At 72.0% G+C, this 22261-nt stretch carries 22 protein-coding genes; 13 read left to right on the plus strand and 9 right to left on the minus strand.

Going from position 1 to position 22261, the window contains the following annotated elements; genetic code table 11:
• Positions 1–149 precede the first annotated feature (149 nt).
• Entirely contained in the window at positions 150–1274 is a 1125-nt protein-coding gene (locus tag JW592_RS29635) for a DUF5937 family protein (protein ID WP_209268334.1), read from the plus strand.
• On the opposite strand, the gene JW592_RS29640 is transcribed toward JW592_RS29635, so the two are convergent.
• The gene (locus JW592_RS29640) at positions 1271–1948 is read right to left on the minus strand and encodes a response regulator (protein ID WP_209268335.1); all 678 of its coding nucleotides are present in this window, start codon (positions 1946–1948) and stop codon (positions 1271–1273) included. The two genes, JW592_RS29635 and JW592_RS29640, sit on opposite strands and share 4 nt — an antisense overlap.
• Before the next feature lie 59 nt (positions 1949–2007).
• Complete coding sequence (locus JW592_RS29645) at positions 2008–3252, minus strand: sensor histidine kinase (RefSeq protein WP_209268336.1); 1245 nt, start codon at positions 3250–3252, stop codon at positions 2008–2010.
• 145 nt (positions 3253–3397) lie between these two features.
• Here JW592_RS29645 and JW592_RS29650 point away from each other — a divergent pair, with 145 nt between their 5' ends.
• Positions 3398–4414 carry an SAM-dependent methyltransferase gene (locus JW592_RS29650; protein ID WP_209268337.1) on the plus strand — a complete coding sequence of 339 codons (1017 nt, stop codon included), beginning with the start codon at positions 3398–3400 and terminating at the stop codon, positions 4412–4414.
• 78 nt (positions 4415–4492) lie between these two features.
• Here JW592_RS29650 and JW592_RS29655 read toward each other — a convergent pair whose 3' ends face one another.
• Complete coding sequence (locus tag JW592_RS29655) at positions 4493–5671, minus strand: ABC transporter ATP-binding protein (protein ID WP_209268338.1); 1179 nt, start codon at positions 5669–5671, stop codon at positions 4493–4495.
• A 258-nt stretch (positions 5672–5929) separates the two neighbouring features.
• Between JW592_RS29655 and JW592_RS29660 the strand changes: the two genes are divergently transcribed.
• Genes JW592_RS29660 through JW592_RS29675 form a run of 4 tightly spaced genes read left to right on the plus strand, consistent with a single transcriptional unit; the run spans position 5930 to position 9364 of the window.
• Positions 5930–6691: an ABC transporter permease gene (locus JW592_RS29660; protein ID WP_209268339.1), complete on the plus strand. Its 762-nt coding sequence runs from the start codon at positions 5930–5932 to the stop codon at positions 6689–6691.
• Between the two features lie 5 nt (positions 6692–6696).
• Positions 6697–7389, plus strand: coding sequence for an ABC transporter permease (locus JW592_RS29665; protein WP_209268340.1), 693 nt, complete (start codon positions 6697–6699; stop codon positions 7387–7389).
• A gap of 34 nt (positions 7390–7423) precedes the next feature.
• The gene (locus tag JW592_RS29670; protein WP_229377068.1) at positions 7424–8440 is read left to right on the plus strand and encodes an ABC transporter substrate-binding protein; all 1017 of its coding nucleotides are present in this window, start codon (positions 7424–7426) and stop codon (positions 8438–8440) included.
• A 51-nt stretch (positions 8441–8491) separates the two neighbouring features.
• On the plus strand, positions 8492–9364 hold the full coding sequence (locus JW592_RS29675) for a coiled-coil domain-containing protein (RefSeq protein ID WP_209268341.1): 873 nt from the start codon (positions 8492–8494) through the stop codon (positions 9362–9364).
• Between the two features lie 59 nt (positions 9365–9423).
• Here the strand turns inward: JW592_RS29675 and JW592_RS29680 are convergent, their stop codons facing one another.
• Entirely contained in the window at positions 9424–10572 is a 1149-nt protein-coding gene (locus JW592_RS29680) for an NADH-quinone oxidoreductase subunit D (protein ID WP_209268342.1), read from the minus strand.
• 93 nt (positions 10573–10665) lie between these two features.
• Between JW592_RS29680 and JW592_RS29685 the strand changes: the two genes are divergently transcribed.
• The 7 genes from JW592_RS29685 (at position 10666) to JW592_RS29715 (ending at position 15903) form a co-directional block, all read left to right on the plus strand.
• The gene (locus JW592_RS29685; protein WP_209268343.1) at positions 10666–11190 is read left to right on the plus strand and encodes a PH domain-containing protein; all 525 of its coding nucleotides are present in this window, start codon (positions 10666–10668) and stop codon (positions 11188–11190) included.
• Positions 11187–12614, plus strand: coding sequence for a PH domain-containing protein (locus JW592_RS29690; protein ID WP_209268344.1), 1428 nt, complete (start codon positions 11187–11189; stop codon positions 12612–12614). The genes JW592_RS29685 and JW592_RS29690 overlap by 4 nt, the downstream gene beginning before the upstream one ends.
• 115 nt (positions 12615–12729) lie before the next feature.
• A complete protein-coding gene (gene folP / locus JW592_RS29695) occupies positions 12730–13686 on the plus strand; it encodes a dihydropteroate synthase (RefSeq protein ID WP_209268357.1) in 957 nt (318 codons plus the stop codon).
• Positions 13683–14219: a nuclear transport factor 2 family protein gene (locus JW592_RS29700; protein WP_209268345.1), complete on the plus strand. Its 537-nt coding sequence runs from the start codon at positions 13683–13685 to the stop codon at positions 14217–14219. Before folP ends, JW592_RS29700 begins: the two co-directional genes overlap by 4 nt.
• 188 nt (positions 14220–14407) lie before the next feature.
• The gene (folB, locus tag JW592_RS29705; protein ID WP_209268346.1) at positions 14408–14767 is read left to right on the plus strand and encodes a dihydroneopterin aldolase; all 360 of its coding nucleotides are present in this window, start codon (positions 14408–14410) and stop codon (positions 14765–14767) included.
• A complete protein-coding gene (gene folK / locus JW592_RS29710) occupies positions 14764–15360 on the plus strand; it encodes a 2-amino-4-hydroxy-6-hydroxymethyldihydropteridine diphosphokinase (protein ID WP_209268347.1) in 597 nt (198 codons plus the stop codon). Before folB ends, folK begins: the two co-directional genes overlap by 4 nt.
• 54 nt (positions 15361–15414) lie before the next feature.
• Positions 15415–15903: a DUF3180 domain-containing protein gene (locus tag JW592_RS29715; RefSeq protein ID WP_209268348.1), complete on the plus strand. Its 489-nt coding sequence runs from the start codon at positions 15415–15417 to the stop codon at positions 15901–15903.
• A 101-nt stretch (positions 15904–16004) separates the two neighbouring features.
• Here the strand turns inward: JW592_RS29715 and folE are convergent, their stop codons facing one another.
• The 5 genes from folE to JW592_RS29740 form a co-directional block, all read right to left on the minus strand.
• A complete protein-coding gene (folE, locus tag JW592_RS29720) occupies positions 16005–16610 on the minus strand; it encodes a GTP cyclohydrolase I FolE (RefSeq protein ID WP_209268349.1) in 606 nt (201 codons plus the stop codon).
• Positions 16611–16770: 160 nt separating this feature from the next.
• Positions 16771–18792, minus strand: a complete 2022-nt coding sequence (gene ftsH / locus JW592_RS29725; protein ID WP_209268350.1) for an ATP-dependent zinc metalloprotease FtsH — start codon at positions 18790–18792, stop codon at positions 16771–16773.
• Positions 18793–18975: 183 nt separating this feature from the next.
• Positions 18976–19515 carry a hypoxanthine phosphoribosyltransferase gene (hpt, locus tag JW592_RS29730; RefSeq protein WP_209268358.1) on the minus strand — a complete coding sequence of 180 codons (540 nt, stop codon included), beginning with the start codon at positions 19513–19515 and terminating at the stop codon, positions 18976–18978.
• A 110-nt stretch (positions 19516–19625) separates the two neighbouring features.
• Positions 19626–20867, minus strand: a complete 1242-nt coding sequence (tilS, locus tag JW592_RS29735; protein ID WP_209268351.1) for a tRNA lysidine(34) synthetase TilS — start codon at positions 20865–20867, stop codon at positions 19626–19628.
• Between the two features lie 195 nt (positions 20868–21062).
• Entirely contained in the window at positions 21063–22202 is a 1140-nt protein-coding gene (locus JW592_RS29740; RefSeq protein WP_209268352.1) for an Rv3626c family coenzyme F420 biosynthesis-associated protein, read from the minus strand.
• Positions 22203–22261 lie beyond the last annotated feature (59 nt).

The raw sequence follows: 22261 nt of genomic DNA on the forward strand, positions 1-22261 counted from the left end.
ACTGCTCACTGATGCTCATGGCCCCGAGACTGCTGCGCGTCTCCCGCCACAGCACGCGAGTTGACGAGGGTCGTCAATCGGCGCCCCGACGATTGACGCCGCTCGTCAATCGGGGAAGAAAAAGCGAGGTCAGGAGGGAGGATGGAGCCATGAGCGTCACCATCGACATAGCGGGGCTGCCGCCGGAGCGCATCGTGTTCGCCCCCTCGCCCCTGGCGGAGCTGGGCGCCACACTGCACGTGCTGGCCGAGCCCGGGCACCATCCCGGAGCACACGGCTGGGCGACGGCCACCAACGCCGCGCTGAAGCCGGACCTGGCCGACCGGCTGTGCGAGGCGGACTTCCTCTGGCGCACCGCGTTCTCCGACATCCTGATGGGCTTCGCCGGGCTGCGGGACGCCTCCGTACAGCCCGCAGCGACGCTGGCCGAGGACCTGGATCTGCTGGACAAGCTGGACGACGAACAGTTCGTCACCGCCGCGCTGGAGTTCACCTGCGCCACCGGCTACGCGGAGCAGGCGACGCTCTCGCCACTGTCCGACCCGGTGGTGCGAAAGCGCACGCTCGAACTGGCCGCCGCGCGAGGGCCGCAACAGCGGCGGTTCACCGAGCGGCTGCTGGAGGACCCGCCCACCGTGCGGGCATGGGTGCGCCGCTTGTTCGAGGACTGCGAGCAGGCGTTCTTCGCCGACACCTGGCACCGGGTGCGGGGCCAACTGGCGGCCGACGCCAGGGCGAAGACGGACCTGCTGCGCCGCAGAGGGCTGGCCGCGACGCTGGAGGCGGTCTCACCCGCGCTCAGCACCGACGAGCACGGTTCGGTCATCGAGGTCGACAAGCTGACCAGCGCCTGGACCACCGCGGTGTCCCCGGCGGTCGGCGCGGGAGTGACGTTCATCCCGTCCGTCCACCAGTGGCCGCATCTGTCGGTGCTGCACCGGTACGGGTGGCGCCCTGTTGTGCACTATCCGGTGGCGGGACGCGAGGTGCTCTCCGGGCCGCTGTCGGTGGAGCAGTTCACCCTGCGGATGGAGGCGCTGTCGCACCCCATGCGGATGCGCATGTGCCGGAGCCTGGCGCGCGGTCCCTACACCACCTCGGAACTGGCCGACCTCAACGCGGTCAGCTCGCCGGAGATCTCCCGCCATCTGGCCGTGCTGAAGAAGGCCGGGCTGATCACCTCGCGGCGGCGCGGACGGTATGTGCAGTACCAGCTGGACGTACAGGTGGTGGCTCGGCTGGGGAGCGACTTCCTGGAGACGGTCCTTCGTTAGCTGCCCGCCCGCACCAGTCCCGTCTCGTAAGCCAGCACCACCGCCTGCACCCGGTCGCGCAGTTCCAGCTTGGCGAGAATGCGGCCCACATGGGTCTTCACCGTCGCCTCCGAGAGCACCAGCTGGGCGGCGATCTCGCCGTTGGAGAGGCCCTGCGCGATCAGTACGAGGACCTCGCGCTCGCGCTCGGTGAGGCGCTGCAGCTCCTTGGCGACGGGCTCCGAGGAGGTGGCGGGCAGCACGGAGGAGAAGCGGTCGATCAGCCGGCGCGTGGTGCTCGGCGCCACCACCGCGTCACCGCTGTGCACGGCGCGAATGGCGGCCAGCAGATCGCCGGGCGGCACATCCTTGAGCATGAAGCCGCTCGCCCCGGCCTTGAGCGCGGAGAAGGCGTACTCGTCCAGGTCGAAGGTGGTCAGTATCAGCACCTTGGGGCTGCCGGGGCCGCCCTCGCCGCCCTCGCAGATCCGGCGGGTGGCCTCCACACCGTCGACGTTGGGCATCCGTACGTCCATCAGCACCACGTCCACCGGGGTCTCGCGCAGTACCGCCAGTGCCTCCGCACCGTCGCTCGCCTCCGCCGCGACCTCCATGTCCTGCTGGGCTGTCAGCACCATACGGAAACCGGTGCGCAGCAGCGCCTGATCGTCGACGAGCATCACACGGATGGTCATTTGGGTCCTCGGGTCCTTCTCGGTAGAGCGGAATAGCGGGGGGAGAGAGAATCGGGGCCTCAGTCTGCGCCCTTGAGGGGGAGGTCCGCGCGGACGCGGAAACCGCCGCCGGAGCGGGGCCCGGCCTCCAGCGCGCCGCCGACCATGCCGACCCGCTCGCGCATCCCGATCAGACCGTGCCCGAGGCCGTCGGCGCCCCCCTCCTCGTACAGCTCGCGCTGGGCGCCGCGGCCGTCGTCCTCGGCCAGTACGCACAGCTCGTCGTCGCGGTAGCACAGCTGCACCGTGGCGCCCACGTGCGGGCCGCCGTGCTTGCGGGTGTTGGTCAGCGCCTCCTGCACGATGCGGTACGCGGTCAGCTCGACGCTGCTGGGCAGCGGATGCGGGTCGCCCTCCACCTTGAAATCCACGGTCAGCCCGGCGCCGCGCACCTGCTCGACGAGCTCGGCGATCTGCTCGACACCCGGCTGCGGCACGTACTCGTCCCCGTCCGGCTTGCCGGGGTCCCCGCTGCGCAGCACGCCCAGCAGACGGCGCATCTCGGCGAGCGCCTGGCGGCCGGTCCCGGAGATGGTCTCCAGCGCCATCCGCGTCTGCTCCGGGGAGCTGTCCAGTACGTAGGCGGCACCGTCGGCCTGTACGACCATCACGGAGACGTTGTGCGCCACCACGTCGTGCAGCTCGCGCGCGATCCGGGCGCGCTCGGCGGCGACGGCCACCTTGGCCTGCGCCTCGCGCTCCTTCTCCAGCCGCTTCGCGCGCTCCTCCAACTGCAGGTAGTAGGCGCGCCGGGTGCGCAGCGAGTCACCGAGCACCCAGGCCATCACGAACGCGAGCGTCATGAACAGGGTGCCGAAGATCTCGGCCGACAGGCTTTCGTTCGGTCTGCCGGGCCAGCGCAGCGTGTCGATGGTGGGCGCCAGCAGCGCCCCGGCCAGCGCGAAGCGGGACGCCCAGCGGGTGTGCCGGGAGGCGACGGTGAAGATGATGACCAGGAAGGCGAAGTTGCCGGGGAAGGGTCCGACGTCGGTGATCAGCTGGGCGAGCCCGGCGCCCGTGGCCAGCAGCAGCATCTTCTCCGGTGCCCGCCGCCGCAGCGCCACCACGAGACTGAGCGCGAGCGCTATCGGGACCATGGCGATCTGCTGCCCGGCGTGCTGCGGCAGCGGCGCGGGGTCCTGCGGAGCCGGGGGCGCGGTCACGGCCGCGACGATCCACAGCGACGACAACATCAGCAGGAAAACAGCCCAGAGGCTGTCCACCCAGGTGGGGTGCCTGCGGATGAAGTCGTAGAGCCGGTTCACGTAACCAAGCGTATGCAGGGCGCACACGTGCGGGGGTCAACCGGACGGCCGATTACTGGCCCGGGCACATACTCCGGAGGGTGGAGGGCCGGGGTCCGCACCAACGGTGAGAACCGCCCCGCGGCCGGGCCTCTACGGTGAGCCCATGATCTGCGAGCCGACCGGGTGGCGCACGGCCACCGAACGCGCGCTGTACGGGCCGAGCGGCTTCTACACCCGCCACGCCCCAGCGGCGCACTTCCGTACCTCGGTGCACGCCTCGCCGCTGTTCGCCGAGGCGGTCACCCGCCTCCTGCTGCGGGTGGACGAGGCGCTCGGGCACCCCGACCCGCTCGACCTGGTGGACGTCGGCGCCGGCGACGGCGAGCTGCTGAAGGGGGTGCTGGCCGCGCTGTGGGAGCGGGAGGCGGCCGGAGCCGAGGTGGTGGCCCGGCTGCGCCCGGTCGCCATCGAACTCCGGGAGCGGCCCGCGGGGCTGGACGCGGCGATCGGCTGGCGGCGCGAGCTGCCGGCGCCCGGAACGCTGACGGGCCTGCTGCTGGCCAACGAGTGGCTGGACAACGTCCCCGTGGACGTCGCCGAGAACGACGCGGCAGGCACCGCGCGGCTGGTGCTGGTGGAGCCGGACGGCACCGAACAGCTCGGCCCCCGGACGACGGGGGAGGACGCCGCGTGGCTGGCGCGCTGGTGGCCGCTGGCGGGCGCGGGCGAGGGCACCCGGGCGGAGATCGGGCACCCCCGCGACGCCGCGTGGGCACGCGCCGCGGGCGCGCTGCGGCGCGGGGTGGCCGTCGCCGTCGACTACGCGCACGAGCGTGCCGGCCGGCCCCCCTTCGGCACCCTCACCGGCTTCCGCGAGGGCCACGAGTGCCGCCCCGTGCCGGACGGCTCCTGCGATCTGACCGCGCACGTCGCCCTGGACGCGGTGGCCGCCGCCGCACCCGGCGCCACCACCCGGCTGACCCAGCGCGCCGCGCTGCACGCGCTCGGGGTGCGGGGGCGGCGGCCGGCGCTCTCCCTGGCCACCGGCGACCCGGCGGCGTACGTACGCGAGTTGAGCGCGGCCGGCGAGGCGGCCGAACTGCTGGACCCGGGCGGTCTGGGCGGCTTCGGCTGGCTGGTGTGCGAGGTGGACTGCGTCTGCGGGCTGGAATCGGGCTGACGGACGGGCGAACGGACGGGCGGGCGGGCTGACGGACGGGCGGACGGGCCGCTGGGGTGGGGCGGGCCCCCGGCTGCCTCAGGAACTCTCGATCGTCTCCAGTTCGACGTCCTGGCGGGCCACCGCGCGGGCGTCCGCGTCCACCGAGCGCCGCAGTGCCTCGTGCAGCTTGGCCGGGGTGAGCACCCCCACGAACCGCGCCCCTTCCAGCACGGCGATCCACCCGGCGTCGTGCTGGAGCATCGTGCTGAACGCCTGCTTGAGGGAGGAGCCCAGCGGCAGCCACGCCTCCATGCGCCGCGCGTGGTCGCCGACCGTCCCGGCGCCGTCCGCGTTGCGCACCGCCGCCTCGGCGAGGGTGGCGGCCGAGACCCAGCCGTGCAGTTCGTCCGCGCCGTCCAGGACGACGGCCCAGCGGGCGCCGTCGGCCGCCATCCGGGTGGCCGCGTCGTCCAGCCGGTCGCTCAGGTGGAGGGTCGGCGGCTGCTCCAGGTCACCGGGCTCTATGGGGGTGACGGACAGCCGCTTCAGGCCGCGGTCGGCGCCGACGAAGTCGGCCACATAGGTGGACGCCGGGGCGCCCAGCACCGTGGCGGGCGAGTCGAACTGCTCGATGCGGCCCTCTCCGTAGACGGCGATGCGGTCGCCGAGGCGCACGGCCTCCTCGATGTCGTGCGTGACGAACAGCACCGTCTTGCGTAGCCGCGACTGGAGCCGCAGGAACTCGTTCTGCAGGTGCTCGCGCACCACCGGGTCGACGGCGCCGAAGGGTTCGTCCATCAGCAGCACCGGCGGGTCGGCGGCCAGTGCCCGGGCGACGCCGACGCGCTGCCGCTGGCCGCCGCTGAGCTGCTCGGGGTAGCGGTCCCCGAAGACGTCGGGGTCAAGGCCCACCAGGTCCAGCAGCTCCCGGGCGCGTTCGCGTCTGCGCGCCTTGGACCAGCCCAGCAGGTGCGGCACGGTCGAGGTGTTGTCCAGCACCGTGCGGTGCGGGAAGAGACCGGTCTGCTGGATGACGTAGCCCATCCGGCGGCGCAGCTCGACCGGTTCGGCGCGCGCGATGTCCTCGCCCTCGACCAGGATGCGCCCCTCGGTGGGCTCGATGAGCCGGTTGACCATCTTCATGGTGGTGGTCTTCCCGCACCCCGAAGGGCCGACGAGGGTGACCAGCTCCCCCTCGGCCACCTCGAAGGAGAGGCCCTCGACCGCGACGGTCCCGTCCGGGTAGCGCTTGGCCACGTTCTCGAAGCGAATCATCTGCCCATCCTCGTCCTTGGCCGCCCGTCCCTGCCGTCCGGCGGTTTCTCCGGCCGCACCCCACAGCGAAACACGAGCCACCGACAATTCCCGGCGCGGCGGCCGTCGGCAATCCTCGGCGCAAAGGATGAACAGTGTGTTTCCGGGGTACGGCACTGCGGACCGATTGTCAGTCCGCCGGGATAGGGTCGGCCGTCATCGTGGCATGACACCTCGCGACGACGCGCGAGGACCACACGGGGCAGGGAGGTGACCGGTATGAGCAGCACAGCCGCAGGCGACCCGCAGGGCTGCCTCGCGCAGAACGCGTGGCTGTGCGGTGAGTATCTGCGCACCCGGCAGAGCGAATTGCTCGACGCGACCGTGGAGCACGTCTGGATCACCGGGCTGTCCGTGGCGATCGCGCTGCTGCTCGCCCTGCCGCTGGCGGTGGCGGCCCGGCGCTGGCGCGCTGCCCGCGCCCCGGCCCTGGCCGTGACGACGATCCTGTACACGATCCCCTCGCTGGCGATGTTCGCACTGCTGCTGCCCGTCTTCGGGCTGTCGGCCGCCGTGGTGGTGACGGGCCTGGTGCTCTACTCCCTCACGGTGCTGGTGCGCAACATTCTGGCGGGCCTGGACTCGGTGCCGAGCGAGGCCCGGGAGGCCGCGCGGGGCATGGGCTACGGGCCCGGCAGACTGCTGCTGGAGGTGGAACTGCCCCTGGCGCTGCCCGCACTGCTCGCCGGGGTGCGGATCGCCACGGTCACGGCGGTCTCGCTGACGACGGTCGGCGCGATCGTCGGTTACGGCGGACTGGGCAATCTCATCTACGACGGCATGGAGAGCTTCTTCAAGGCCCAGGTGCTGACCGCCTCGGCCATCTGCGTCGTCCTGGCGATCGTCGCCGATCTGCTGCTGCTGTGGCTCCAGCGGGCGCTCACGCCGTGGACCCGCGCACGCACCCGCAAGCGGCCGGCGGGCGCCCCGTCCGTGCCGTCCGCCGCCTCGACGCACGATCTGGTGGAGAAGGCGGGCTGAGCGGCATGGGCATCCTCACCGACGTATGGACCTGGCTGACGACCGGTTCCCACTGGACGGGCAACGGGGGCGTGCTCCAACGGCTGGGCGAGCACATCTATCTGACGGGCGTGTGCCTGCTGCTGTCCTGCGCGCTGGCGCTGCCGCTCGCGCTGTGGCTCGGCCATGTGGGGCGCGGCGGCGCACTGGCGGTGAACCTGTCCAACGCGGGCCGCGCGGTGCCCACCTTCGCCGTTCTGGTGCTGCTGTCGATGGGCCCGCTGGGCCGGTACGGCGACTGGGCGACGATCGTGGCGCTGGTGTTGTTCGCGCTGCCGCCGCTGCTGACCAACGCGTACACCGGCGTACGCGAGGCCGACCGGGAGACCGTCGAGGCGGCCCGGGGCATGGGGATGACGGGCGGACAACTGCTGCGCCAGGTCGAACTCCCGCTCGCCCTCCCACTGATCATGACCGGGGTCCAGACCGCCGCCGTGCAGCTCGTCGCCACGGCGACGCTCGCCGCGCTGCCGGGCGGCGGCGGCCTCGGCCGGCTGATCACCGCCGGGTTCGGCAACTACGACACACCGCAGGTGGTCGCGGGCGCGCTGCTCGTCGCCGTGCTGGCGCTGCTGGTCGAGCGCGTCCTCACCCTCGTCGAACGGCTCCTGGACCCCATGCGGCGGCGCCGGCCCGCGCGCCGCCCGGCGTCCGCCTGACGGCACGCCAGAAGACATCCGAACGAATGGACGCATGATGACCCACTCGCACGCCTCCCGGACCGTCCGCCACCCGCATCACACCGCACCCGCCGGGCGCAGAACGCCTGGACGGCGGGCCCTCGCCGTCGGCGGGGCCGTCACGGCGCTGGCGCTCTCGCTTGCCGCCTGCGGCGGTAAGGACCTGGAGGCGAAGGACTCCTCCGGCTCGGGCGGCGGCAAGGGCAGCCTCGTCGTGGGCTCGGCGGGCTTCACCGAGTCGCAGATCCTCTCCGAGCTGTACTCCGGGGTGCTCTCCAAGGCCGGCTACAAGACCACGGTCAAAAAGGTCAAGAACCGCGAGCTGTACGAGCCCGAGCTGGAGAAGGGCCGCATCGACGTCGTACCGGAGTACGCGGCGACGATGGCCGAGTTCCTCAACGCGAAGAAGAACGGCCCCAAGGCGAAGCCGGTCGCCTCCAGCGACGCGGACAAGACCGTCGAGGCGCTGCGCAAGCTGGCCGGCCCGCGCGGGCTCAAGGTGCTCGAGGCGGGCGAAGCGGTGGACCAGAACGCGTTCGCCGTCTCGAAGGAGTACGCGAAGAAGCACCACCTCAAGACCCTGAGCGACCTGGGCAAGTCCAAGCAGAGCGTCACCATCGCCGCCGGCGACGAGTGCGAGACGCGCCCGTTCTGCCGGCCGGGCCTGGAGAAGACCTACGGGATCGACGTCAAGGGCATCGACCCCAAGGGCGTGGGCACCAGCCAGTCCAAGCAGGCCGTCAAGGACGGCAAGGACCAGCTGGTGCTGACGACCACCACCGACGCCACCCTCGACCAGTTCGGCCTGGTGCTGCTCGAGGACGACAAGAAGCTGCAGAACGCGGACAACATCGTGCCGGTCGTCAACGCGAAGGACGCAGGCGGCAAAAAGGTCGCCGAGGCACTCGGCAAGCTCACCCGCACCCTCACCACGAAGGACCTGACCGAGCTCAACCGCAAGGTGGACCAGGAGCGCCAGAAGCCCGCGGACGTGGCCGAGGAGTACCTCAAGAGCAAGGGACTCGTGTGACACGGTTCGTCCGGTGTCGTCCCCACAGCGGCACACGGTAAATTCCCAGCCATGCCACGTGGACGTCATCGCCATTCCCCGCCGCTGCACCGACGCCTCCCCCCGGTGTCGGTGGCGGTGGCCGCACTGGCCTGCGCCGGTGGTGCCTGGCTGATCGGTGAGCCGGGTGTCGCCGACTGGGAGACCGTCACGCTGCGCGCGCTCACCGCGGCAGCCGCGGCCGCCGCCGTCACCGGCGCCGTACTGCTGCGCAGCTGGGACCGCGCGGCCGGCAGACAGGTCGGCGATCTCAAGGCCCAGCTGGCCAGCGCGGCGTGGCGGGCCGAGGAGAAACAGGCGGAGCTGGAGGGCGAGGCCGAGGAGCTGCGCGAGATCCGCACCAAGCTGGACGGCAAGCTCCGCGAGAAGCGCGCCGAGCTGGCCAGGCTCCGCTCCGAGCACGCCGACCTGCTGCGCCGCTACGCCAACGCCGAGACCGAACGGGCCAGCGCCCTGGAGGGCCGCAGGCAGCTGGAGCTGGAGGCGGGCACCCCCGCCAAGGCCCTCTCCAGCACGGCCACCGACCACCGGCACAGCTCGGGGGCGCCCACGCCGCTGACCTACCGGCAGGCCAACGAGGCCCTGGACGCGCTCGCCCGCAGCGCGGTGCGCCAGCGCGCCGAGGAGCGGCTGCGGGAGAGCAGGGCGGCCACCGTCGTGCCGCCGCAGGGGCTTCCGGGGGCGTGGCAGGGCAACGCGGGGAAAGCGTCCGACAGCGCCGAGCCGGAGACCGGCAAGCCCGCCGGGCCGGCCGGCGGCGACGGCAAGGACGCAGGCGGCAGCACGAGCGGTGGCGCGAGCAGCGGCTCGGACGAGGCCGACGACAGCGCGGGCGGCTTCGACTTCTTCGGGCGGAAGAAGCGCAAAGCACCCACGTCGACCTGACGGCGCCGTCCTGACGGCATCGTCCGGACGGCGAAGCCGGCCGGCCGGACGGGGCCCGGCTACTTGTCGATGTCGCCCACCACGAAGAAGAACGAGCCCAGGATCGCCACCATGTCGGCCACCAGCGTGCCCGGAAGCAGCTCTGTCAGCGCCTGAATGTTGTTGAACGACGCGGAGCGCAGCTTGAGCCGGTGCGGAGTCTTCTCGCCCTTGGAGACCAGGTAGTAGCCGTTGAGACCCAGCGGGTTCTCCGTCCAGGTGTAGGTGGCGCCCTCCGGGGCCTTGAGCACCTTGGGCAGCCGCTGGTTGACCGGCCCGGCCGGCAGCTCGGCGAGGGCGTCGAGGCAGGCGTCGGCCAGGTCCAGGGAGTTGTGCGTCTGGTCGAGCAGCACCTCGAAGCGGGCCAGGCAGTCGCCCTCCTGCCGGGTGACCACCTTCAGCACGTCGGCCAGCTGTCCGTAGGCGAGGTACGGCTCGTCGCGGCGCAGGTCGAAGTCGACCCCGGAGGCGCGGGCGATCGGCCCGCTGACCCCGTAGGCGTGCACCAGCTCCGGACTGAGGACGCCGACGTCCCGGGTGCGGCCCCGGAAGATCTCGTTGCCGAGCACCAGCTTGTCGAAGGTGTCCATCCGGCTGCGGACGGCGGCCACCGCCTGCCGTGCCCGCTCCCGCCAGCCGGCCGGAAGATCGTCCTTGAGGCCGCCCACGCGGTTGAACATGTAGTGCATCCGGCCGCCGGAGATCTCCTCCATCACGTTCTGGAGCTCCTCGCGCTCCCGGAAGGAGTGGAAGACGGGTGTGATCCCGCCCAGCTCCAGCGGGTAGGAGCCCAGGAACATCAGATGGTTGAGCACCCGGTTCAGCTCGGCCAGCAGGGTGCGGGTCCACACCGCACGCTCCGGGACCTCCATGCCCAGCATCCGCTCGACACCCAGGACCACGCCCAGCTCGTTGGAGAACGCCGACAGCCAGTCGTGGCGGTTGGCGAGCACGATGATCTGGCGGTAGTCGCGCGCCTCGAAGAGCTTCTCCGCGCCCCGGTGCATATAGCCGACCACCGGCTCGGCGTGCTCGATCCGTTCGCCGTCCAGCACCAGCCGCAGCCGCAGCACCCCGTGCGTGGAGGGGTGCTGCGGGCCGATGTTGAGCACCATGTCGGTGCTCTCGGCGGCCCCGCCGATACCGAGGGTCGTCTCCGTCCGGGTCATGCCCTCGTCTCCGTCTGAGTCATGACGCTCATCCTGTCAGCTTCCTCCTCCAGACGGACAAGGGCTCCTGCCGCTCGCTCGTACGCTGAACGCATGACCGACCCCACTCCGGCGGGGCCCGCCGGGCCGGACCGCGCCGGGCCCGACCACCCCGAGGACCCCGCGTGGCGCGGCGTCGAGCGGGCGCTGCTGCCGCTGCGCAGGCTCGTCCTGCTGGGTGTGCTGCTGCCGCTCGCCGTGGCACTGGGGGCGCTGCTCTGGCTGACGGCGGGCCCGGTATGGGCGCTGTTCGCGCTGGTCCCGCTCGCACTGGCGGGTTGGGGATGGGGCGCGCTGGCCCGCAACTGGCACTCATGGCGGTACGCGGAGCGGGCTGACGACCTGCTCGTCTCGCGCGGCGTGCTGTGGCGCGAGACGACGGTGGTGCCGTACGGGCGGATGCAGCTCGTGGAGGTCACCTCCGGGCCGCTGGAGCGGCGCTACGGCCTCGCCCGTCTCCAGCTGCACACGGCCGCCGCGACCACTGACGCCACCATTCCCGGGCTGGCCCCCACGGAGGCCGAACGGCTGCGCGACCGGCTCACCGAGCTGGGCGAGGCCCGTTCGGCGGGGCTGTGACCGAGAACCGCGCGGAGGCCGACAACCGCGCGGAGGCCGGGGCCGGGCCCGAGGCCGCCGCACCCGGGCCCCGGTTCCTGCCGCGCCGCCCCGAGGGCAACCGGCTGCACCCCGTCACGCCCTGGCGGCGGGCCTGGGCGCCGCTCGCCGCGCTGCTGGCCTTCGTCGCGCACGACTTCCGGCAGGCCCGCGAGTGGTCCGAGCAGCTGACAGCGGCCTGGGCCGGGCTGGGACTGCTGGTGCTGCTGCCGCTGGCGGCCGGCTACGGCTTCCTGTCCTGGTGGTGCACCAGCTATCTGGTCACCGACACGGAGCTGCGTATCCACACCGGGCTGCTCTTCCGCCGCACCGCGCACATCCGGCTGGACCGTATCCAGGCGGTCGACGTCTCCCGGCCGCTGCTCGCCCGGATGGCCGGCGTCGCCAAGCTGAAGCTGGACGCCGTCGGCACCGACGACAAGGACGAGCTGGCCTACCTGGGCGAACGGCAGGCCGTCGCCCTGCGTGCCGAGCTGCTGGCCCGCGCGGCGGGCATCGCGCCCGAGGCGGCCCCCGAAGCGGGCGAGGCACCCTCCCGGGAACTGCTGCGGGTCGGGCCGCGCACCCTGATCACCAGTGTGCTGCTGCTGGGTGCCGGCTGGGGGGCGCTCGGCGCGCTGCTCGTCGTCCCGACGGCGCTGTGGCTGGCCACCGAGAACGTGTGGACGGTGCTGGCGGCCGCCGTACCGCTGGCGGGCGGCTGCTGGGCCGCGAGCGCCGGGCGGATCGTGCGCGAGTTCGACTGGACCGTGGCGGAGTCCCCCGACGGGCTGCGCCTCGACTCCGGCCTGCTGGACCGGCAGCACGCGACGGTCCCGCCGGGACGGGTGCAGGCCATACGGATCGTCGAACCGCTGCTGTGGCGGCGGCGCGGCTGGGTACGGGTCGAACTGGAGATCGCGGGCGCCGGCGGCAGCGACGACGGGGCCGGTGTACTCGTACCCGTCGCCACCCGCCAGGAGGCGGACGGCGTACTGGCGCGGGCACTGCCCGGGGTGGACCCGGACGCCGCTCACGCCGCGCTCACGCCCGTACCCCGGCGCGCCCGCTGGTGCGCCCCCGTCGCCAGGCGGGGCTACCTGCACGGCGTCACCCCCGGCGCCTTCGTCACCCGGCACGGGCTGCTCACCCGCCGTACCACCCTCGTCCCGCACGCCAAGGTGCAGAGCGTGCGGCTGGAGCAGGGGCCCTGGGAACGGCGGCACCGGCTGGCCGATGTGTACGTCGACCACGGCGCTGACGGCGAGGTCCGCGCCCATCTCCGCGACGAGGAGGAAGCCCGCGCGCTTCTGTGGGCCCAGGCCGACCGCTCCCGCACGGGCCGCCGCACGGCGCTCCCGGAGCGCTGGCTGACCGCCCGGGACGGCGGCGCCCCCGCCCCGTGAGAGGCGGCCGGCAGGTGGCGCCACGCCCGGTGAGAGGCGGCCGGCAGGTGGCGGTCCCGCCGTGCGGAGGGGCGGCGCCTACCCTGGGCGCATGGGTGCGAGAACGCGTGGCCGCGTGGACGGCCTCCCCGAGTGGGACCGCTGCGCTGTAATGGGTGTGGTCAATGTGACCCCCGACTCGTTCTCGGACGGGGGGCAGTGGTTCGACACCGAAGCCGCGATCAAGCACGGGCTCGACCTGGTGGCACAGGGCGCCGACCTCGTGGACGTCGGCGGCGAGTCCACCCGCCCCGGCGCCGCCCGGGTCAGCGAGGAGGAGGAGCTCCGCCGTGTCCTGCCCGTCGTACGCGGACTGGCCGGTGAGGGTGTCGTCGTCAGCGTCGACACGATGCGCGCCTCCGTCGCCGCGGAGGCCGTGGCCGCGGGCGCCGTCCTGGTCAACGACGTCAGCGGCGGCCAGGCCGACCCCCAGATGGTGCCCGCCGTCGCCGAAGCGGGCGTCCCGTTCGTGGTGATGCACTGGCGGGGCCAGAGCATCGACATGAACAACCGCGCGGTCTACACCGACGTCGTCGGCGAAGTCCTCGCCGAGCTCACCGAGTCGGTACAGCGCGCCATCGCGGGCGGCATCGACCCGGCCCGCGTCGTGGTCGACCCGGGCCTGGGCTTCGCCAAGCGCGCCGAGCACGATCTCGCCCTCGTCGCCGCGCTGTCCCGGCTACGCGCCGAACTGGACCACCCGATGCTGGTCGCCGCCTCCCGCAAACGGTTCCTGGGCCGGGTGCTGGCCGACGAGAAGGGCGCACCTCCGCCGCCGGCCCGCGAGCGCGACGCCGCTACGGCGGCCGTGACCACGCTGGCGGCCGGCGAGGGCGCCTGGGCCGTGCGCGTCCACGAGGTACGGGCCAGCGCGGACGCCGTCCGCGTCGTCCGGGCCGTGCAGTCGGCGGCCGCAGCCCAGCTGCCGCAACGCCAGCAGGAACCGACGGACCGCACAGACCACCCGGACCACACCGGCCAGAGCAATCACCCGAACCACCCGGACCAGACAGGGACAGGGGCAGCGACGTGAGCGGCGCCCGTACGGACATCGAGGCGGTCGAGGCCGCCAACACAGCGCTCTACGACGCGGTGGAGCGGGGCGACATCGAAGCCCTCTCCCGGATGTGGCTGGGCGAGGACGCCGAGGACCCGGCCGACCCCGAGGGCGGCGAGGGCGAGCACGGCGTCCGCGTCGTCCACCCCGGCTGGCCGGTGCTCACCGGGCGGAGCGAAGTCCTCCGCTCCTACGCCCTGATCATGGCCAACACCGAATACGTCCAGTTCTTCCTGACCGACGTCGAGATCTCCGTGCTGGGCGACACCGCGCTGGTGAGCTGCACCGAGAACATCCTCAGCGGCGGCCCCGCCGAGGAGGACGGCTCCGCCGGACCGCTGGTCGGCGGGCTGGTGGTGGCCACCAACCTCTTCCGCCGCACCGAGAGCGGCGAGTGGAAGCTGTGGTCGCACCACGGCTCCCCTGTGCTCGTCGAACGGGACGACGAGGACGGGGAAGGGCCCGGCGAGGGCGAAGGGGACCTGGGCCAGGGCGACATCGAGCTGTAGCGCCCGTCAGGGCCCGTCGGAACCCCCATCGCCCCCACACCACCCGATCCGGGAGGGAGCCGGGAATGCGCGAGTGACCCAGCGCGCTGTGGGGTAGGCGGCGGCGCGAGCCACCGAGCACGCGGGTAGATTCGATCCGGTGCCGCGACCAGCGGCACCGTGTCCGTACGACCGACGGGAGTGATGGCGTGGATCGCGTCGCACTGCGCGGCCTCGCAGCGCGTGGGCATCACGGGGTGTTCGCGAGGGAACGCGAGGAAGGGCAGACCTTCGTCGTGGACCTCGACATGGGCCTCGACGCGCGCCCGGCCGCCGAAGGCGACGACCTGTCCCGTACGGTCCATTACGGCGTCGTCGCGGAGGAGGTCGTCGCGGTCGTCGAGGGCGAGCCGGTCGACCTGATCGAGACGCTCGCCCAGCGGATCGCCGACACCTGCCTGCGACACGAGGCCGTGCGCGAGGTCGAGGTGGTCGTCCACAAGCCGGACGCGCCGATCGCCGTCCCCTTCGAAGACGTGACCATCACTATCAAGCGGAGCCGCGCATGACGCCGAACAGTGACCCGACCGTACAGCCGGTGCCCGCCTCCGTCGTGCAGCAGGTGGACGCGGCGGACACGACCCTGCACAACCCCAAGACCGCCGTCCTGTCCATTGGCAGCAACCTCGGCAACCGGCTGGAGTCGCTGCAGAGCGCCGTCGACGCACTCGCGGACACCCCCGGGCTGAAGGTCAAGGCAGTCTCGCCCGTCTACGAGACCGAGCCATGGGGCGTCGAGAAGGGCAGCCAGCCCTCCTACTTCAACGCGGTCGTCGTCGTACGCACCACCCTGCCGCCCGGCTCCCTGCTGGAGCGCGGCCACGCCATCGAGGAAGCGCTGGAGCGGGTGCGCGAGGAGCGCTGGGGGCCGCGCCCCATCGACGTGGACATCGTCGCCTACCAGGGCGTCCGCTCCGACGACCCCCACCTCACCCTGCCCCATCCCCGGGCACACGAGCGGGCCTTCGTCCTCGTGCCGTGGCACGACGTGGACCCCGGCGCCGAGGTACCCGGCCACGGCCGCGTCGAGGAACTGCTCGCCGAACTCGGCACCGAGGGCATCACCGCCCGCCCTGACCTGGAACTGATACTGCACGCCTGAGCGTTGGCAGCCCGTACGCCCCTTCCTCCCCGGCGCCCACAAGGTGGAAGCTCGATGAACCAACTCCGTATCCGCACCCTGGCGGCGCTCTTCGTCCTCGCCGGGGTACTCGCGTGGGGCGGAGCGCGGCTGTGGGACGCACTGGGCACGCTGCCGAGCGTCCCGTTCGCCGCACCCATCGTGCTCGGCGCCATCGCCGCCATCCTGCTGGCCACGGCACTGTCGCTGCGCGCCCGGCTGAAGGCCCAGCGCGAGCGCGAGCCGGAAGCCCAGGGTGTGGACCCGATGATGGCAGCCCGCGCCGTCCTCTTCGGCCAGGCCAGCGCCCTGGTCGCCGCGCTGGTCTCCGGCGTGTACGGCGGCACGGGCCTGTTCCTGATCACCGAACGCGCCGATGTCCCGGCCCGCGCCGCCCAGGCCCTCTACGCGGGACTGTCCGTAGTGGCGGGCATCGCCGTGATAGCGGCAGCCGTCCTCCTGGAACGCATCTGCCGCCTCCCCGAGGACGACGACGAGAACCATCCCCCGACCCCCACCGCCTAGCCCGCACGGCACAGCTGCCCGTTCGCCGGAAAGTGCCGGTGCGGCGCTACTGACACAGCCCGGCCGGGCGCACGCTCACATGGCCAGTACCGGGCGCAGGCTCACTTGGCCAGTATCAGGCTCATCGCCTCGGCCCGGGTGGTCGCGTCGCGGAGCTGCCCGCGGACGGCGGAGGTCGTCGTCTGGGCACCGGGCTTGCGGACACCCCGCACCGACATGCACATGTGTTCGCATTCAATGACCACGATGACGCCTCGCGGCTCCAGGATGCGCATCAGCGAGTCCGCGATCTGGGTGGTCAGGCGCTCCTGCACCTGGGGGCGGCGGGCGAACACCTCGACCAGTCGGGCCAGCTTGGACAGGCCCGTGATCTTGCCGCTGGCCGAGGGGATGTATCCGACGTGCGCCACCCCGTGGAACGGCAGCAGGTGATGCTCGCACTGGCTGACCACCTCGATGTCCTTCACCAGGACCATCTCGTCGTGCCCCAGGTCGAACGTCGTCGTCAGCACGTCCTCCGGGCGCTGGTGCAGCCCGGCGAACATCTCCCGGTAGGCGCGGGCCACCCGTGCCGGGGTTTCCAGGAGGCCCTCGCGGTCCGGGTCCTCGCCTACGGCGATCAGAAGCTCGCGGATGGCGTTCTCGGCGCGCTTCTCGTCGAACGTGCCTATCGGGCTCTCCCCGTCCAGGGTCACCGGGTCGGTCATCTGGTCCTCGTTCCTTGACTTGCACAGCCGTCGATCCCGCGCACGGTGTGTGACTGGCTCGGCGCTGTCGCGTACACAGCGGAAAGCCGCGCCCCTCGAAGGTAACCCGAGGGGCGCGGCTGACATTCCGCAGCGGGGGGCCTACCCCGCTGACCTGCGGTTATCCGTTGTCCGGGTCCGCGGGCTCGACGATGGCGTCCGAGTCGCGGGGTCCGATCTCCTTGCCCAGGTTCGTGTTGGAACTGCCGTTGGTCAGCGCCGCGGGCGGGGCCGAGACCGGTGGCCGGGTGGAGGGGGTGCGCCGCGAGGAACCGGTCCAGGCGGGGCGCGGGGGACGCTTGACGACGGGGCGGAAGATCTCGGCGATCTCCTCCTTGTTCAGCGTCTCCTTCTCCAGCAGGGCCAGGACGAGGTTGTCGAGGACGTCGCGGTTCTCCACCAGGATTTCCCAGGCTTCGTTGTGCGCCGTCTCGATCAGCTTCTTGACCTCCTCGTCCACCAGCCCGGCGACCTCCTCGGAGTAGTCACGCTGGTGGGCCATCTCCTTGCCCAGGAAGGGCTCGGACTGGTCGGAGCCGAACTTGATGGCGCCCAGCCGCTCGGTCATGCCGTACTGGGTGACCATCGCGCGTGCTGTTGCCGTCGCCTTCTCGATGTCGTTGGCGGCGCCCGTGGTCGGGTCGTGGAAGACCAGTTCCTCGGCCGCCCGGCCGCCCATCATGTAGGCGAGCTGGTCGAGCATCTCGTTGCGCGTGGTGGAGTACTTGTCCTCGTCGGGCAGCACCATGGTGTAGCCGAGCGCACGGCCTCTGGAGAGGATGGTGATCTTGTGGACCGGGTCGGAGTTCGGTGAGGCCGCCGCGACCAGGGCGTGTCCGCCCTCGTGGTACGCGGTGATCTTCTTCTCCTTGTCGCTCATGATCCGGGTCCGCTTCTGCGGTCCGGCCACGACGCGGTCGATCGCCTCGTCCAGCGACTTGTTGTCGATCAGCTTCTGGTCGCTGCGTGCGGACAGCAGCGCTGCCTCGTTGAGCACATTGCTCAGATCGGCGCCGGTGAAGCCCGGAGTGCGGCGGGCGACCGCGCTCAGGTCCACGTCCTGCGCCATCGGCTTGCCCTTCTGGTGCACCTGGAGGATCTCCAGGCGGCCCTGCATGTCCGGGCGGTCGACGGCGATCTGCCGGTCGAAGCGGCCCGGGCGCAGCAGCGCCGGGTCCAGGATGTCGGGCCGGTTGGTGGCGGCGATCAGGATGACGCCGCCCTTGACGTCGAAGCCGTCCATCTCGACCAGCAGCTGGTTGAGCGTCTGCTCGCGCTCGTCGTGGCCGCCGCCCATGCCGGCGCCGCGGTGCCGGCCGACGGCGTCGATCTCGTCGACGAAGACGATGGCCGGGGCGTTGGCCTTGGCCTGCTCGAACAGGTCACGCACCCGGGAGGCGCCGACACCGACGAACATCTCCACGAAGTCGGAGCCGGAGATCGAGTAGAAGGGCACCCCGGCCTCGCCGGCGACGGCGCGGGCCAGCAGCGTCTTACCGGTGCCGGGCGGGCCGTAGAGCAGCACGCCCTTGGGGATCTTGGCGCCGACGGCCTGGAACTTCGCGGGTTCCTGGAGGAACTCCTTGATCTCCTGCAGTTCCTCCACGGCCTCGTCGGAGCCGGCCACGTCGGAGAAGGTCGTCTTCGGGGTGTCCTTGGTGATGAGCTTGGCCTTGGACTTCCCGAAGTTCATCACCCGGGAGCCGCCGCCCTGCATCTGGTTCATCAGGAACAGGAAGATGACGATGATCAGCACGAACGGCAGCAGAGAGATCAGCATCCCGACGAACGGGTTCTGCTTCTGCGGCGCGACCGTGTACCCCTTGGGGATCTCCTTCTGGTCGTACTTGCTCTGGAGCTCCTTGGCGATATCGACACCCTGGTTGTCGATATAGCTCGCCTTGATCTTGTCGCTGTCCTCGACCTTGGCGCCGTCCTTGAGCTCGAGCTTGACGAGTTGCTCGTCGCCCGTGGTGAGCTCTGCGGACTTCACCTTGTCCTGTCGGATCGCCTGTACGACCTGGCCGGTGTCCACCGTCTTGAAGCCGCCGGACGAGCCGACGACCTGCATCAACACGACCACGGCAAGGACGGCCAGCACGATCCACATGACCGGCCCGCGGAAGTATCGCTTCACGTCCATCCATACGGAGCGCGTTGGCCCCGTCCCTCCTGCCACAGTGAGTTGAAAAGCCTGACCTTCGGACGGTACCCCAGCATTGTCACCCGGCGCCGCCGAGGACGGTCAACTGCAACCGCCCTTCGAAGCTGCAACGAGGGGCACCGGCCATGTGTTCCCGGCCCGTGCGCGCGTACGCCCCCGGTTTCAGCCGCCGTAGACCTGCGGTGCGAGCGTGCCGACGAACGGGAGGTTGCGGTACCGCTCGGCGTAGTCGAGCCCGTAGCCGACGACGAACTCGTTGGGGATGTCGAACCCGACCCACTTCACGTCGATCGCCACCTTGGCGGCGTCCGGCTTGCGCAGCAGGGTGCACACGTTGAGGGAGGCGGGCTCCCGGGAGCCGAGGTTCGACAGCAGCCAGGACAGCGTCAGGCCCGAGTCGATGATGTCCTCGACGATCAGGACGTGCTTGCCCTTGATGTCGGTGTCCAGGTCCTTGAGGATGCGCACCACGCCGGAGGACTGGGTTCCGGCGCCGTAGGAGGACACCGCCATCCAGTCCATGGTGGCCGGGGTGGACAGGGCCCGTGCCAGGTCCGCCATCACCATGACGGCTCCCTTGAGCACCCCGACCAGCAGCAGATCCCTGCCCGCGTACTCCGCGTCGATCTTCGCGGCCAGCTCGGCCAGCTTCGCGTCGATCTCTTCCTTGCTGACCAGCACCGACTGCAGGTCGGTGCCCATGTCTTTCTCGTCCACCCTGCTGCTCTCGCTCGTCGCGGTCCGGTCGCCCGACCCGCCGTCTGCCCGCTCCTCGCCGCTCCGGTCGGCCCCGGTCGGTGCCGGGGCTCCGGTCAGTTCGGTGCGTTCGGTGAGCCGTGCCGGATGACCAGTCTGCCACCCTGCCGGGCGACCTCCACACGCCCGGGCAGGTTGAGGGCCCGCTGGCCCCGCCAGGCGGTGATGAGGCGGTCCATCTCCTCGATGTGCCGAGCGAACAGCGAGCCGGCCGGTGAGCCCGCCTCGATGGCGGCCCGGCGCAGCACCCGCCGCCGTACCGCGGGCGGCAGCGCGTACAGCCGTACGACGTCCAGTTCGACGGTCGCGGCGGCGCCGGATGCGCCGTCCGGCCGGGTGCCGACGCGGCCGGGCTGCGCGGAGCCGTCCGCCTGGTCGGGGACCTGGGCCTCGTCCGCCGCGGCCTTGCCGGGGGTGCGTACGACGGCGCGTTCGGCGTCGTCCGTCCAGGCGTCGAGCGCGTCCGCGTCGTCCCTGGACAGCTGTGCGGTGCGGGCCAGCGCCTCGATGACGCCCTTGCCGAGCGCCTTCTCCAGTGCGGGCAGCGCCTCGTGGCGTACCCGGGAGCGGGTGTAGGCGGGGTCGGCGTTGTGCGGGTCGTCCCAGACGGGGAGCGACTGGACCATGCACGCCTTGCGGGTGGTCTGCCGGTCGATGGTCAGGAAGGGGCGGCGGTAGCGGCCGCCGGGCCCGGAGACCGCGGCCATACCGGAGAGCGAGCGGGTACCGGAGCCGCGGGCGAGGCCGAGCAGCACGGTCTCCGCCTGGTCGTCGCGGGTGTGGCCGAGCAGTACGGCGGCCGCGCCGTGCCGGTCGGCGATCTCGTCCAGCGCCGCGTAGCGGGCCTCGCGGGCCGCGGCCTCGGGCCCGGTGTTGGTCCGGCCCACCTGGATGGCGACGGACTCGACGGGGTCGAGGCCGAGCCCGGCGAGCCGGTCGGCGACGTCCTGGGCGCGCTCGGCCGAACCGGGCTGCAGGCCGTGGTCGACCGTGACACCGCCGGCGCGCACGCCGAGGCGGGGGGCTTCGAAGGCGAGCGCGGAGGCGAGCGCCATGGAGTCGGCACCGCCGGAGCAGGCCACCAGGACCAGCGGGGGCCGGGGCTCGGTGGGAAGGGGTGCGGCGGGCTGCGGGGCCGCCGTCAACTGTGTGCCGCGCACGCCGTGCGTGCCGGCACCCTGTGCACCGACGCCGGAGGTGCCTGCGTCGCGTGCGCCGATGTCGTGCGCGCTGAGCACGTCGTGGAGTGTGCGGCGGACCGCCAGGCGTATTGCGGCGACCGCGGGGTGGGGACCCATGTCCGATTCACTTCCTCGTCAGGATCTTCGCCGATCGCGGGAGGGGGCTTCCGCGAATCCGGGGGTGTCGAAGCCGATTGCTGTCACGCTGCGTGTGTCGATGGTGACAGAGACGGACGGTGTTCCCCGAGCATCGCACGCGTGCCAGCCCCGCACGGTCCCTCGGACGGGTGATTGGGAAGGCTTCCGGTCGCCTCAATCGGCCTTGCGGTGCACCCTCGCGATCCACTCCGCGGGCTTGGCGATCTCCGCCTTGGTCGGAAGGGTGTTCGGGGATGTCCACACACGGTTGAAACCCTCCATGCCCACCTCGTCCACCACGGTGCGCACGAACCGCTCCCCGTCCCGGTACTGCCGCAGCTTCGCGTCCAGGCCCAGCAGCTTGCGCAGCGCCAGGTCGAGACGGCCCGCGCCGGCGGCGCGGCGCTTCTGGAACTTCTCGCGGATCTCCGTGACCGTCGGGACGACCTGGGGACCCACCCCGTCCATCACATAGTCGGCGTGTCCCTCCAGCAGCGACATCACGGCCGTCAGCCGGCCCAGCACCTCCCGCTGCGCCGGGGTCTGCACCAGCTCCACGAGGCTGGGCCGCTCCTCCTCGGCCGGCTCCTCGCCGCTCTCGCCCTCGCCCGGCTTGCCGCCGGACAGCGACTGGACGGCTTCGCGCAGCCGCTCCAGCAGCGTGGAGGGGTCGACGTCGGTCTGCTCCAGGAAGGACTGGATCTCCATCCGCAGGTGGTCGCGCAGCCACGGCACGGCCGTGAACTGGGTACGGTGCGTCTCCTCGTGCAGGCACACCCACAGCCGGAAGTCGTGCGGATCGACCTCCAGTTCGCGCTCGACGTGCACGATGTTCGGCGCCACCAGCAGCAGCCGTCCCCCCTCGGCGCCCGGCAGGTCCCGGCCGGGGGGCGCGAACGTCTCGTACTGGCCCAGCACCCGCGAGGCCAGGAACGACAGCAGCATTCCGACCTCGACGCCGGTGACCTTGCCGCCGACCGCGCCGAGCACGGCTCCGCCGGGCATCCCGGCGCGGCGCTCCTCCACCTTGTTCAGCAGCGGCGAGAGCAGCTCGCGGAAGCCGGCCACGTTGGCCCGGACCCAGCCGGGCCGGTCCACCACCAGGACGGGGGTGTCCGCCACCTCGGGGTTGGCGGGGGTCAGCCGGGTGAAGTCGCGTACGTGCTCCTCCGACACCTTGGCGTGCCGCCGCAGCTCCGCGACGATGCCGCGGGCTTCCTCCTTGCTGACTTCCGGCCCCGGCCGCCCGAGCCGGGTCGCGGTCGCGACCGCGAGATTCCAGTCGACCATCTGCACACCACCGAGGCTCGTCATTCTTTCACCGTACGTGCAGCGGGCGCGCCGCGGGAGGCACGCGCCCCGCCAGGGGCGCG

Source organism: Streptomyces spirodelae (assembly GCF_017676385.1).
GTDB lineage: Bacteria > Actinomycetota > Actinomycetes > Streptomycetales > Streptomycetaceae > Streptomyces > Streptomyces spirodelae.